Source organism: Pseudomonas sp. PDM32 (genome assembly GCF_019219225.1).
Lineage (GTDB): Bacteria > Pseudomonadota > Gammaproteobacteria > Pseudomonadales > Pseudomonadaceae > Aquipseudomonas > Aquipseudomonas laurylsulfatiphila.
In genome coordinates this window covers 73,936-87,200 of sequence record NZ_JAHUWE010000010.1, presented here as the reverse complement: position 1 = coordinate 87,200, position 13,265 = coordinate 73,936, and the positions used below count along the sequence as shown (strand labels likewise).

The 13,265-nt window shown below is 61.0% G+C and carries 10 protein-coding genes; 9 read left to right on the top strand and 1 reads right to left on the bottom strand.

All coding sequences use genetic code 11. The features are described 5' to 3' along the window. Positions 1–54: 54 nt before the first annotated feature. Positions 55–1,158 carry a DUF2855 family protein gene (locus tag KW846_RS19645; RefSeq protein ID WP_218484463.1) on the top strand — a complete coding sequence of 368 codons (1,104 nt, stop codon included), beginning with the start codon at positions 55–57 and terminating at the stop codon, positions 1,156–1,158. A 172-nt stretch (positions 1,159–1,330) separates the two neighbouring features. On the opposite strand, the gene KW846_RS19640 is transcribed toward KW846_RS19645, so the two are convergent. Continuing rightward, on the bottom strand, positions 1,331–2,281 hold the full coding sequence (locus KW846_RS19640; protein WP_218484462.1) for a DUF1853 family protein: 951 nt from the start codon (positions 2,279–2,281) through the stop codon (positions 1,331–1,333). 117 nt (positions 2,282–2,398) lie between these two features. Here KW846_RS19640 and KW846_RS19635 point away from each other — a divergent pair, with 117 nt between their 5' ends. From KW846_RS19635 to KW846_RS19600, 8 genes are all read left to right on the top strand, one after another. Further along, complete coding sequence (locus KW846_RS19635) at positions 2,399–3,289, top strand: NAD(+) kinase (protein ID WP_007979142.1); 891 nt, start codon at positions 2,399–2,401, stop codon at positions 3,287–3,289. After that, positions 3,286–4,260 (top strand): metallophosphoesterase, encoded by a 975-nt coding sequence (locus KW846_RS19630; protein WP_371319497.1) that lies wholly within the window; start codon positions 3,286–3,288, stop codon positions 4,258–4,260. The genes KW846_RS19635 and KW846_RS19630 overlap by 4 nt, the downstream gene beginning before the upstream one ends. Next, the gene (locus KW846_RS19625; RefSeq protein ID WP_218484460.1) at positions 4,257–5,126 is read left to right on the top strand and encodes a rhomboid family intramembrane serine protease; all 870 of its coding nucleotides are present in this window, start codon (positions 4,257–4,259) and stop codon (positions 5,124–5,126) included. The genes KW846_RS19630 and KW846_RS19625 overlap by 4 nt, the downstream gene beginning before the upstream one ends. Positions 5,127–5,159: 33 nt before the next feature. Further along, entirely contained in the window at positions 5,160–5,420 is a 261-nt protein-coding gene (locus tag KW846_RS19620; protein ID WP_007979148.1) for a YeaC family protein, read from the top strand. Next, entirely contained in the window at positions 5,417–6,247 is an 831-nt protein-coding gene (locus KW846_RS19615) for a DUF2797 domain-containing protein (RefSeq protein ID WP_218484458.1), read from the top strand. The genes KW846_RS19620 and KW846_RS19615 overlap by 4 nt, the downstream gene beginning before the upstream one ends. A gap of 10 nt (positions 6,248–6,257) precedes the next feature. Then, positions 6,258–8,915 carry an aminopeptidase N gene (pepN, locus tag KW846_RS19610; protein WP_218484455.1) on the top strand — a complete coding sequence of 886 codons (2,658 nt, stop codon included), beginning with the start codon at positions 6,258–6,260 and terminating at the stop codon, positions 8,913–8,915. Positions 8,916–9,764: 849 nt separating this feature from the next. Next, positions 9,765–10,817, top strand: a complete 1,053-nt coding sequence (locus KW846_RS19605; protein ID WP_007979965.1) for a YCF48-related protein — start codon at positions 9,765–9,767, stop codon at positions 10,815–10,817. Between the two features lie 28 nt (positions 10,818–10,845). After that, positions 10,846–13,230, top strand: a complete 2,385-nt coding sequence (locus tag KW846_RS19600) for an RND family transporter (RefSeq protein WP_218484453.1) — start codon at positions 10,846–10,848, stop codon at positions 13,228–13,230. Positions 13,231–13,265: the final 35 nt, after the last annotated feature.

Sequence of the window (13,265 nt, the reverse complement as noted above, 5' to 3'; positions counted from 1 at the left end):
CGGCAGTCATTACCCTTGTGTGACCCGCCACCGTGTCGCAGCAGGAGATCGAACATGCAGGATTTCACCACGGTAACACGCCTGATTACCCGCAAAAATGCCCTGGACCAGAGCCGTATAGCGCAGGAGCGACGTAGCCTGGTTCCGGCAGCCGGCGAGGTGATCCTGAAGATTGATCGTTGCGCACTGACCACCAACAACATTACGTACGCGGCGTATGGCAATTCAATGAACTACTGGGGTTTCTTTCCCGCCGGCGAGGAGGGCTGGGGCCATATTCCGGCCTGGGGATTCGCGGACGTCATTGCGTCGACCGTGACCGGCATCGAGGTGGGCGAGCGCTTTTACGGGTACTTTCCGCTGGCCAGTCACCTGTGGATGCGCCCGGAACGGGTCACCGAACGTGGCTTCTACGACGGGGCCGGGCACCGTTTAGGGCTGACCTCGGCGTACAACCAATACACGCGCTGCGGTTGGGATGCGTACTACAGGCCGGAAACCGAAAACCTGCAGATTCTGCTCAAGCCGTTGTTTCTGACCTCGTCGATGCTGGCGGATTTCCTGCAAGACAATCGGTTTTTCGAAGCGACCCGCCTGGTGTTCTCCAGCGCTTCCAGCAAGACCGCCTACGGCACGGCCGTGTGTCTGGAGAGCTATCCGCAACTGGAACGTGTGGCGCTGACATCTGCCGGCAACAAAGCGTTTGTCGAAAACCTCGGGTGTTACGAACGCGTGGTGTCCTATGCCGAGTTGGCGACCCTTGCCGGCGACCGTCCTACGTTGTATATGGATTTTTCCGGCGACCTGGATCTACGTGATCGGGTCCACCGGCACTTTGCCGGGCAACTGGTCTACAGCTGCTTCGCCGGTTCTGCGCAAAGTACCGATGAGGCACGGTTGACGGCTATCGAAGGGCCACAACCGGTGTTCTTTTTTGCGCCGATCCAGATCCGCAAGCGCAATGCCGAATGGGGGCCGGAAGGGGTCAGCCAGCATATTGGCGAAGGGTTGCTGCGGTTTTTTCGGCAGGTGACAGCTCGGGAAAAACCCTTGCTGGAAGTCATTGAAAGTCGAGGTTACGAGGCCGCTCAAAGTGTCATTTCCCGCTTGTTCCATGGCCAGGTCCCACCTGTCGAGGGGCATGTGATTCGGTTGTAGGCGGGCAGTCTTCGTGCATCCCGGATAGACCGTGGTGACTTCTTCGCGAGCAAGCCCACACACATTTGATCTCGGTCGAATACAGATTTTGTATCCGCTGAGAATCCCTGTGGGAGCGGGCTTGGTCCGGGCGGCGATCCGACGAAGGGGCCGGCACAGGCAATACAAAAACTCATCCCTGTCCCGGCACATTCGGCCAAAGATCCGCCACCAGAAACAGGCGCTCGGCCTCTTCCCAGTCGCCATTGGCATTTTCCGTCAGGCGTACCAGCAGTTGTGCCGGCGCCAACGGGTCCAGGTCATTGAGCCATGCCCGCATCTGTTCAGGGGTCCAGGTGTGCTCCGCCGAATAGTGCGCCGGTGCCAGCCAGGCATGGCGGGGCAAGGGTTGCCAGCGACCGGGCGCGCTCTGGGCAACCAACGCCGGCCAATCCTTTTGATGCAGCCAGCGACCGCGCAAATGCTGCGGATGGGCACCCGACGGCGGGGCGGCCTGTCCGGGCCAGGGGTACAGCAAATAACCCCCCAGCCACAAATGGGCACTGAAGGCCTGGATATCCAGCGCCGCCAGTACTTCACGGCTCTCGGGGCGTGCGGAAATCGGCAGTTGATGCTGGCTCAGGTGCGCCAGTTTGCGGTCGAGCCGATCGTGGCAGCCCGGGCCCAGCCACTGGGCGGTGTCGTGCCCGTCGCCGGATTGCGGACCGAGGTAGAGCTTGATCGCCAGTTCCAGGTGATGCACACCGTCGCGGTCGCGCAGCAGCATGTCCAGCTCACCCAGGGTGTGCCCTTCACGGCGAATCGGCATGTTGGCGGCAATCAGCTCAATGCCCGGCGCATGCTGCACGGCAAATTGCCAGAGGCGTTCGTAGTACAGGCCCAGGCGGCGGGTGCGGGCCTGGGCCAGCCAGTGCAGCAAGCCATAACTGTCCCGGTCCAGCTGTCGCAGCCACAGCTCCAGCCGGTCCGGTGCCTGCACCCAGTCGCTGCCGGCCAACGGGTGACGTTGCGGCCACGGGGTGTCGTCCAGCATGGGCGGGGCGAGGATGACCCACGCCAGGTCACGCACTTCGGGGTGGCGTAACTGATGGGGCAGGTGGAGCAGATCCGGAAATAGCATCATCTTGCGAGCATAGCCCGAAACCCGGGCACACCCTTGAAGCTGAAAGGATTTTGTCTACGGGCGGCTTTCGCCCATAATCGTGGTTTTCGCCGCCACACAGATCCCCGCAGGAGCCCCATGGAGCAATTTCGCAATATCGGCATCATCGGTCGCCTGGGCAGTTCCCAGGTGCTGGATACCGTCCGCCGACTGAAACGGTTTCTGCTCGATCGTCACCTGCACGTGATCCTCGAAGACACCATCGCCGAAGTGCTGCCAGGGCACGGCCTGCAAACCTCGTCGCGCAAGATGCTCGGCGAAGTCTGCGACATGGTCATCGTGGTCGGTGGTGACGGCAGCCTGCTCGGCGCTGCCCGGGCGCTGGCCAAGCACAATATTCCGGTGCTCGGCATCAACCGGGGCAGCCTGGGGTTCCTGACCGACATCCGCCCCGACGAGCTCGAGGCCAAGGTCGCCGAAGTGCTGGACGGCCACTATCTGGTGGAAAACCGCTTCCTGCTGCAGGCCGAAGTCCGCCGCCATGGTGAGGCGATCGGTCAGGGCGATGCCCTGAACGACGTCGTGCTGCACCCTGGCAAATCCACGCGAATGATCGAATTCGAGCTGTACATCGACGGCCAGTTCGTCTGCAGCCAGAAGGCCGATGGCCTGATCGTCGCCACGCCGACCGGTTCCACCGCGTACGCGCTGTCTGCCGGCGGGCCGATCATGCACCCCAAGCTCGACGCTATTGTTATTGTGCCGATGTACCCCCATACCTTGTCGGGCAGACCGATAGTGGTCGATGGCAACAGTGAGCTGAAAATCGTCGTGTCCAAGGATATGCAGATTTACCCGCAAGTCTCGTGTGACGGGCAGAACCACTTCACCTGCGCACCCGGCGACACCATTACCGTCAGCAAAAAAGCCCAGAAACTGCGGCTGATTCACCCGCTCGACCACAACTACTACGAAGTCTGCCGGACCAAGCTCGGCTGGGGCAGCAAGCTGGGGGGTGGAGGCGACTGATGCTCGATCCCGCGCGTAGCTACGACCTGATCGGTGACGTGCACGGTTGCGCCCTGACCCTGGAGCACTTGCTCGACCGACTCGGTTATCACAAACAGGGTGGCGTCTGGCGGCATGCCTCGCGCATGGCGGTGTTCGTCGGCGATATCATCGACCGCGGCCCGCGGATTCGCGAGGCGCTGCACATCGTCCACGACATGGTCGAGGCCGGTCAGGCGCTGTGCATCATGGGCAACCATGAGTTCAATGCGCTGGGCTGGAGCACGCCGGCGCTGCCCGGCAGCGGCAAGCAGTTCGTGCGCGAGCACACGCCGCGCCATGCCCGCCTGCTGCACGAAACCCTGACCCAGTTCGAAGGCCATCCGGCTGACTGGCACGATTTCCAGCAATGGTTCTATGAGCTGCCACTGTTCGTCGATGCCGGGCGTTTTCGCGTGGTCCACGCCTGCTGGGATGCCGGGCTGATCGAGCCGCTGCGGGCGTTGTTCCCCAACGGTTGTATCGACGAGCATTTTCTCCAGGCGTCGGCGGAGTCGGGTTCGTTTGCCTGCACCGTGTTCGATCGCCTGTTGCGCGGCACCGACATGCGCTTGCCCCATGGCCTGACCATGACCAGCGGCGACGGCCTGGTGCGTTCGTTCTTCCGCACCAAGTTCTGGGAAGACGATCCGAAAACCTACGGCGACATCGTGTTCCAGCCGGACGCGTTGCCTGAACCCGTGGCCCGGACGCCGCTGACGTCCACTGAAAAGAACAGCTTGCTGCGCTATGGCATCGACGAACCGTTGTTGTTCGTCGGCCATTACTGGCGCAGCGGCAAGCCGGCACCGATCCGCCCGAACCTGGCCTGCCTGGATTACAGCGCAGTACTCTACGGCAAACTGGTTGCCTATCGACTGGATCAGGAAACCCGCCTCGATCCGGATAAATTCGTCTGGGTCGATGTCGAGCGGCCGGAGGTGCTGCAATGAGTGCTGTAGCGGTATTGCGTCTGCCCCTGGCAGTGGACTTGAGCGGGTTCGTCAACTTGCTCAAGCGCATGCAAGTGCCCCATCGGGTCAGCGAAGAAGCAGGCGAGCAAGTGCTGTGGGTGCCGGACAACATCAGTGAAGATGTGCGCGCACTGTACGAACGGTTTCCGGCGGGCGATCCCGACCAGCAACTGGACATTCCGGTGGCGCAGACCATCAAGCGTCCGGGCTTTGTCGAACAGCTGAAATACGCCAGGGCCACAGCACTGGTATTGCTGCTGAGCATCCTCGTCGGTGCGGTCACCTTGCTCGGTGACAACCTGGAAACGATGCGCTGGCTGACCTTCCTCGAATTTCGCGTAGTCGGCGAATACCTCCACTTCACACCGCTGGCCGACAGCCTGGCGGCGGGGCAGTGGTGGCGCCTGTTCACGCCGATGCTGGTCCACTTCGGCATCCTGCACCTGGCGATGAACGGCATGTGGTACTGGGAGTTGGGGCGGCGCATCGAGTCGCGCCAGGGCAGTATCAACCTGATCGGCCTGACCCTGCTGTTCAGCCTGGTGTCCAACTACGCCCAGTACTATTTCAGCGGCCCGACCTTGTTCGGTGGCCTGTCCGGCGTACTGTATGGCCTGCTCGGGCATTGCTGGATCTTCCAGCTGCTGGCGCCGAACCCGGCTTATCGCCTGCCGCGCGGCGTGCTGGTGATGATGCTGGTGTGGTTGCTGCTGTGCCTGTCCGGGCTGGTCTCGATGATCGGCTTCGGCGAAATCGCCAACGCGGCCCACGTCAGCGGGTTACTCATCGGATGCTTCACCGGTTTGTTGGGCGGTTTGTATAACCGCCGTAAACTGGCCGCCTAATTCAAGAACATGCAATAAAGAGACGGAGACCCAATGTCCTCTTTTAACGAAATGATCCAGAACATCACCCCCGATATCTACGAGAGCCTGAAACTGGCGGTGGAAATCGGCAAATGGTCCGACGGTGGCAAACTCACCGCCGAACAACGCGAGCTGTCGCTGCAGGCGATGATCGCCTGGGAAATCCAGAACCTGCCCGAAGACCAGCGTACCGGCTACATGGGGCCGCAGGAATGCGCCTCGAAGTCGATCGAAGTGCCGAATATCCTGTTCAAGTCGGATGCCATCCATTGATCGAGATTGGCCGCGGTGCAATCAGCAAAATGTCGGCACGCCTTGACGGGCCGAACGTGCAATACGCTTTCCGTCTGGGCGAAACCGAGGTTCCGGTCAATCCGTTGATCGGGACCACGGTGCGCCTGGAATACCTGGGGGCGATCCACTGCACCCATTGCGGGCGCAAGACCAAGACCAGTTTCAGCCAGGGCTACTGCTACCCGTGCATGACCAAACTGGCTCAGTGCGATGTGTGCATCATGAGCCCGGAGCGCTGCCACTTCGACGCCGGCACCTGCCGTGAGCCGGAGTGGGGCGAGAAGTTCTGCATGACCGATCACGTGGTGTACCTGGCCAACTCGTCGGGGATCAAAGTCGGGATTACCCGCGCCACCCAGCTGCCGACCCGCTGGCTCGACCAGGGTGCTAGCCAGGCCTTGCCGATCGTGCGCGTCTCGACCCGGCAGCAGTCGGGCTTCGTCGAGGATCTGTTTCGCAGCCAGGTGGCGGACAAGACCAACTGGCGTGCTTTACTCAAGGGCGATGCGGCGGCGGTGAACCTGGCCGAGGTTCGCGATCAACTGTTCGACAGCTGCGCCGAAGGCTTGCAAGGGTTGCAGGAACGATTCGGCTTGCAGGCGATCCAGACGGTTACCGGCGTCGAACCGCTGGAGATCCGCTATCCGGTCGAGCAATACCCGGCGAAGATTGTCAGCTTCAACCTGGACAAGAACCCGATTGCCGAAGGCACGCTGATGGGGGTCAAGGGCCAATACCTGATCTTCGACACCGGCGTGATCAACATTCGTAAATACACGGCTTACCAGCTCGCCGTGCATCAGTAAGGACTCCAGCATGCGCACCGAACAACCGAAGATGATCTACCTCAAGGACTATCAGGCGCCCGAGTACCTGATCGACGAAACACACCTGACCTTCGAGTTGTACGAGGACCACAGCCTGGTCCATGCGCAACTGGTGATGCGCCGCAACCCCGAGCGTGGCCCGGGGCTGCCGCCGCTGGTGCTGGATGGCCAGCAGCTGGAACTGCTGTCGGTCACCCTGGCCGACCAGGAGCTTTCCGAGGCGCAGTATCAACTGACCGAGAATCACCTGACCCTGCAACCGACCAGCGCTACCTTCACGGTCGATACCAGCGTCAGGATCCACCCGGAATCCAACACCGCGCTGGAAGGCCTGTACAAGTCCGGCACGATGTTCTGCACCCAGTGCGAGGCCGAAGGCTTTCGCAAGATCACCTATTATCTCGACCGCCCGGACGTGATGAGCACCTTCACCACCACGGTGGTCGCCGAGCAGCACAGCTATCCGGTGCTGCTGTCCAACGGCAACCCGATCGCTTCCGGCCCCGGAGAAGACGGCCGGCACTGGGCGACCTGGGAAGACCCGTTCAAGAAACCGGCGTACCTGTTTGCGCTGGTGGCCGGTGACCTGTGGTGCGTCGAAGACAGCTTCACCACCCTGAGCGAGCGCAACGTGGCGCTGCGCATCTACGTCGAGCCGGAAAACATCGACAAATGCCAGCACGCCATGAACAGCCTGAAGAAGTCCATGCGCTGGGATGAAGAGGTCTACGGTCGCGAGTACGACCTGGACATCTTCATGATCGTCGCCGTCAACGACTTCAACATGGGCGCCATGGAGAACAAGGGCCTCAACATCTTCAACTCCAGCGCCGTGCTGGCCAAGGCCGAAACCGCCACCGACGCCGCGCACCAGCGGGTCGAGGCGATCGTCGCCCACGAATACTTCCACAACTGGTCGGGCAACCGCGTGACCTGCCGCGACTGGTTCCAGCTGTCGCTCAAGGAAGGCTTCACCGTGTTCCGCGATGCCGGTTTCTCCTCGGACATGAACTCGGCCACGGTCAAGCGCATCCAGGACGTGGCGTACCTGCGCACCCACCAGTTCGCCGAAGACGCCGGCCCCATGGCTCACGCCGTGCGCCCGGACAGCTTCATCGAGATTTCCAACTTCTACACCCTGACCGTGTACGAAAAGGGCTCGGAAGTGGTCGGCATGATCCACACCTTGCTCGGCGCCGAAGGCTTCCGCAAAGGCAGCGACCTGTACTTCGAACGCCATGACGGCCAGGCCGTGACCTGCGATGACTTCATCAAGGCCATGGAAGATGCCAATGGCGTCGACCTGACCCAGTTCAAGCGCTGGTACAGCCAGGCCGGAACACCGCGTCTGGCGGTGAGCGAGTCCTTTGATGCCGCGGCGAAAACCTACAGCCTGACCTTCCGCCAGAGCTGCCCGGAAACCCCGGACAAGGTTGAAAAACTGCCGTTCGTGATCCCGGTCGAACTGGGGCTGCTGGATACCAAAGGGGTAGCGATTACCCTGCGTCTGTCCGGTGAGGCCGCCGCGCAAGGCACTTCGCGGGTCATTTCCGTGACCGAAGCCGAGCAGACCTTCACCTTCGTCGATATCGCCGAACAGCCGCTGCCTTCGCTGCTGCGTGGTTTCTCCGCGCCGGTGAAACTGAGCTTCCCGTACAACCGCGACCAGTTGATGTTCCTGATGCAGCACGACAGCGACGGCTTCAACCGCTGGGATGCCGGCCAGCAACTGTCGGTGCAGGTGCTGCAAGAGCTGATCGCCCAGCAGCAGAAGGGCGAAGCGCTGGTGCTCGATCAGCGTCTGGTGTCGGCGCTGCGCACGGTGCTCTCGGACGAGTCGCTGGACCAGGCCATGGTCGCCGAAATGCTCTCGCTGCCAAGCGAAGCGTACCTGACCGAAATCAGCGAAGTGGCGGATGTCGAAGCGATTCACAGCGCCCGCGAATTTGCCCGCAAGCAACTGGCTGACGCGTTGTTCGAAGGCTTGTGGCTGCGTTACCAGGCCAACCGCGAACTTTCGAAGCAAACACCGTACGTGGCCGAGGCGGAACATTTTGCCCGTCGTGCCTTGCAGAACATCGCGCTGTCGTACCTGATGCTCAGCGGCAAGCCGGAGGTTCTGGCGGCGACGCTGGAGCAGTTCGACGCGTGCGACAACATGACCGAACGCCTGACCGCGCTGGCGGTGTTGGTCAACTCGCCGTTCGAAGCCGAGAAGGCCAAGGCCCTGGCCAGCTTCGCCGAGCACTTCAAGGACAACCCGCTGGTCATGGACCAGTGGTTCAGTGTCCAGGCCGGCAGCGTGTTGCCGGGAGGACTTGCGCGGGTAAAAGCGTTGATGGAGCACCCGGCGTTCAACATCAAGAACCCGAACAAGGTGCGGGCGTTGGTCGGCGCGTTTGCCGGGCAAAACCTGATCAACTTCCATGCGGCTGATGGTTCCGGGTATCGCTTCCTGGCGGATCTGGTGATTGAGCTGAACGGGTTCAATCCGCAGATTGCTTCTCGGCAGTTGGCGCCTTTGACTCGCTGGCGCAAGTATGACGGTGCCCGGCAGGCTTTGATGAAGGGAGAGCTGGAGCGGATTCGGGCTTCGGGGCAGTTGTCCAGTGATGTGTTTGAGGTGGTCAGCAAGAGTTTGGCTTGAGTCTGCTGTTGACCTTGGCGGCCTTCGGGCCGGCCAGGGTCATGGGTTGATTGAGTGCATATCCGTTGCTTCGGTAACGGCGGCTTATGGTTTCGCCCTTACGGCGAGTCCCTTTTGGCAAACGCCCCAAAAGGAACCAAAAGGTCTCGCCCCTTACGTACGGCCCCTCGCTAAAGCTCGGGGTTCCTTCGCTCCGGCATTCATCCGGGGGCATCGCCTCCGGTCGGCTTCGCTCGACCTCCTCTCGATGTGTTCGGCTGCGCCGAACGGCGCTGCGCGCCTACCCCCCGGATGAACGCCTCCACTCAGCCTTCCGAGGGGGCGGGTGGATCAAGATCAAGAGCTGCAGGCGAGCTAACGCTCGGCCTGTAGGAGCTGCCGCAGGCTGCGATCTTTTGATCTTGATCTTCCGCTCTTTAGACATTGTGAAAAATCAAAATCAAAAGATCGCAGCCTGCGGCAGCTCCTACGGGGATTTTTGTCCGTCCACGATATTGGCGGTGTACCCGGTCAATGTAGGAGCTGCCGCAGGCTGCGATCTTTTGATCTTCTTGCCCATGGATGGCGGCGGGCTCTGTAGGAGCGAGCTTGAACTGGTCAAGCAATCCCCCCCCATCACCCCACCTGATACCCAACCATTCAGACCAAGCCCCCATCCCCTTCGGTTAACAAAAGATAACGTGGCGTCGATTGTCAGACATTAAAAAACACCGATAGGATAGGCCAGCTTCCGAAGGGGCTCTGGATTGCGGGTTTCAGGACTATGCTCTGAAACAGCCGGTCCAGACACGCATCCTTGCGGCGCCCAGAAAGGTTGAACGACCTAACAATAATAATGGGAGAAGGTCTATGAGTGAGCCTGTCATGGGTGTGGGTATCTGCCGCCCGCCGGCACTGCGCAAATTAGCGTTGCTGGCTACAGCGCTCTCGCTGTTGGGCTCTGCCATGCTGTCGGCACCTGTGCTGGCCGCGGCGGCGCCAGCATCCGATGTTGTTTATTCCATTGAATCGGCCAAGGCTGCCAAAAGCCTGATGCTCGATGTCGTCCACGCCGGCAAGCGCCTGGTGGCGGTCGGGGATCGTGGGCACATCCTGTATTCCGATGACCAGGGCGCGACCTGGACCCAGGCCAAGGTGCCGACCCGGGCCCTGCTGACGTCGGTGTTTTTTGTCGATGACAAGCACGGCTGGGCCGTCGGCCATGACGCGCAGATCCTCGCCAGCGAGGACGGCGGCGCGACCTGGACCAAGCAATTCGAAGATTTGAATCGTGAATCGCCGCTGCTCGATGTCTGGTTCAAGGACGTCGACAGCGGCTTTGCCGTGGGCGCTTATGGCTCGCTGATGGAAACCACCGACGGTGGCAAGCATTGGGAAGATGCCAGCGACCGCCTGGACAACGAAGACCAGTACCACCTGAACGCGATCGCCGCGGTCAAGGATGCTGGGCTGTTCATCGTTGGCGAGCAGGGCAGCATGTTCCGCTCCGCTGATTGGGGCCAGACCTGGGAGAAGCTCGAAGGTCCGTACGAAGGTTCGCTGTTTGGCGTGATCGGCACGGCGCAGGCCAATACGCTGCTGGCCTACGGTCTGCGCGGCAACCTTTATCGCTCCACGGATTTCGGCAGCACCTGGGAGCAAGTCGAGCTCAAGGCTGAGCGCGGCGACCTGGAGTTCGGGCTGTCCGGCGGCACGCTGCTCGACGATGGTTCGATCGTGATCGTCGGCAACGGCGGTTCGGTGATTCGCAGCAGTGACAATGGCGAAACCTTCAAGGTGGTCAACCGTCCGGACCGTATTTCGGTCTCGGCAGTGGCGGCGGCAGGCAATGGCAATCTGGTTCTGGCCGGGCAGGGCGGCGTTCGCGTCACCTCGCCAAACGGTACCGAGTCGGGCAAATGAGCCGGGTTAATAATAAGAAGGCGGAGCTATGACTTCCTTGAGTACACATCACCAGGACAAGGCGACGTTCCTCGAGCGCCTGATCTTCAACAACCGCCCGGCAGTGATCACGATCTGCCTGCTGGTCAGTATTTTCCTGTTCTGGCAGGCGACGCTGATCCGTCCGTCCACCAGCTTCGAAAAAATGATCCCGCTGGAGCATCCCTTCATCCAGAAGATGATGGAGCACCGCAACGATCTGGCGAACCTGGGCAACACCGTGCGGATCTCGGTGGAAGCCACCGATGGCGACATCTTCTCCAAGGAGTACATGGAGACCCTGCGTCAGATCAACGACGAGGTGTTCTACATTTCCGGTGTCGACCGTTCCGGTCTGAAGTCGCTGTGGAGCCCCAGTATTCGCTGGACCGAAGTGACGGAGGAGGGCTTCGCCGGCGGTGAAGTGATCCCGCAGAGCTACAACGGCTCCCAGGCCAGCCTCGATTTGCTGCGCAACAACGTGCTTAAGTCCGGTCAGGTCGGGCGCCTGGTGTCCAACGATTTCAAATCGAGCATCGTCGATATTCCGTTGCTGGAGTCCTACCCGGACCCGCAGGACCAGGGCAAGTTGCTGGCGCTGGACTATCGCCAGTTCTCCCACGAGCTTGAAGACAAGATCCGCACCAAGTTCGAAGCGCAGAACCCGAATGTGAAGATCCACATCGTCGGTTTCGCCAAGAAGGTCGGTGACCTGATCGATGGCCTGGTGATGGTCGTGATGTTCTTCGGCATCGCCTTCGTCATTACCCTGATCCTCCTGCTGTGGTTCACCAATTGCCTGCGCAGTACCGTCGCCGTGTTGAGCACGACGCTGGTGGCCGTGGTCTGGCAACTGGGCCTGATGCACTTCTTCGGCTTCGGGCTCGACCCCTATTCGATGCTGGTGCCGTTCCTGATCTTCGCCATCGGTATTTCCCACGGCGTGCAGAAGATCAACGGGATCGCCCTGCAATCGAGTGAAGCGGAAAACGCCCTGACGGCGGCGCGTCGCACCTTCCGTCAATTGTTCCTGCCGGGGATGATCGCGATCCTCGCCGATGCCGTGGGTTTCATCACGCTGCTGATCATCGATATCGGCGTGATCCGCGAGCTGGCCATCGGCGCATCCATCGGTGTGGCGGTGATCGTGTTCACCAACCTGATCCTGTTGCCGGTGGCGATTTCCTATGTCGGCATCAGCAAGCGTGCCGTGGCCCGCAGCAAGAAAGACGCCACCCGCGAACATCCGTTCTGGCGCCTGCTGGCGAATTTCGCCAGCGCCAAAGTCGCACCGGTTTCCATTCTGCTAGCGCTGATCGCCTTTGGTGGTGGCCTGTGGTACAGCCAGAACCTGAAAATCGGCGACCTCGACCAGGGTGCCCCGGAGCTGCGTCCGGACTCGCGCTACAACAAGGACAACAACTTCATCATCAACAACTATTCGACCAGTTCCGACGTGCTGGTGGTGATGGTCAAGACCAAGTCCGAAGGCTGCTCGCGCTATGAAGCCATGGCGCCGATCGACGAGTTGATGTGGAAGATGCAGAACACCGAGGGCGTGCAGTCGGCGATTTCCCTGGTGACTGTATCCAAGCAAATGATCAAGGGCATGAACGAAGGCAACCTGAAATGGGAAACCCTGTCGCGTAACCCTGATGTGCTGAACAACTCCATTGCCCGCGCCGACGGCCTGTACAACAACAGCTGCTCCCTGGCGCCGGTGCTGGTGTTCCTCAACGATCACAAGGCCGAGACCCTGGATCGTGCGGTGCATGCGGTGCAGGAGTTCGCCAAGGAAAACAACAAGGAAGGCCTGGAGTTCATCCTCGCTGCCGGTAACGCCGGGATCGAGGCGGCCACCAACGAGGTGATCAAGAAGTCCGAGCTGACTATCCTGATCCTGGTGTACATCTGCGTGGCGGTCATGTGCATGATCACCTTCCGCTCGTGGGCGGCGACCCTGTGCATCGTGCTGCCGCTGGTGCTGACCTCGGTACTCGGCAACGCCCTGATGGCCTTCATGGGCATCGGCGTGAAAGTGGCGACCCTGCCGGTCGTGGCGCTCGGGGTGGGGATTGGCGTGGACTACGGCATCTACATCTACAGCCGCCTGGAAAGCTTCCTGCGCGCCGGCCTGCCGTTGCAAGAGGCGTACTACCAGACGCTGAAGTCCACCGGCAAGGCCGTGCTGTTCACCGGTCTGTGCCTGGCGATCGGCGTGTGCACCTGGATCTTCTCGGCCATCAAGTTCCAGGCCGACATGGGTCTGATGCTGACCTTCATGCTGCTGTGGAACATGTTCGGCGCACTGTGGCTGCTGCCGGCACTGGCGCGGTTCCTGATCAAGCCGGAGAAACTGGCGGGGCAGAAGGGTAATTCGTTGTTTGCTCACTGATCCATGCAGAAGTGAAAAAGCCGCAACCTCAGGGT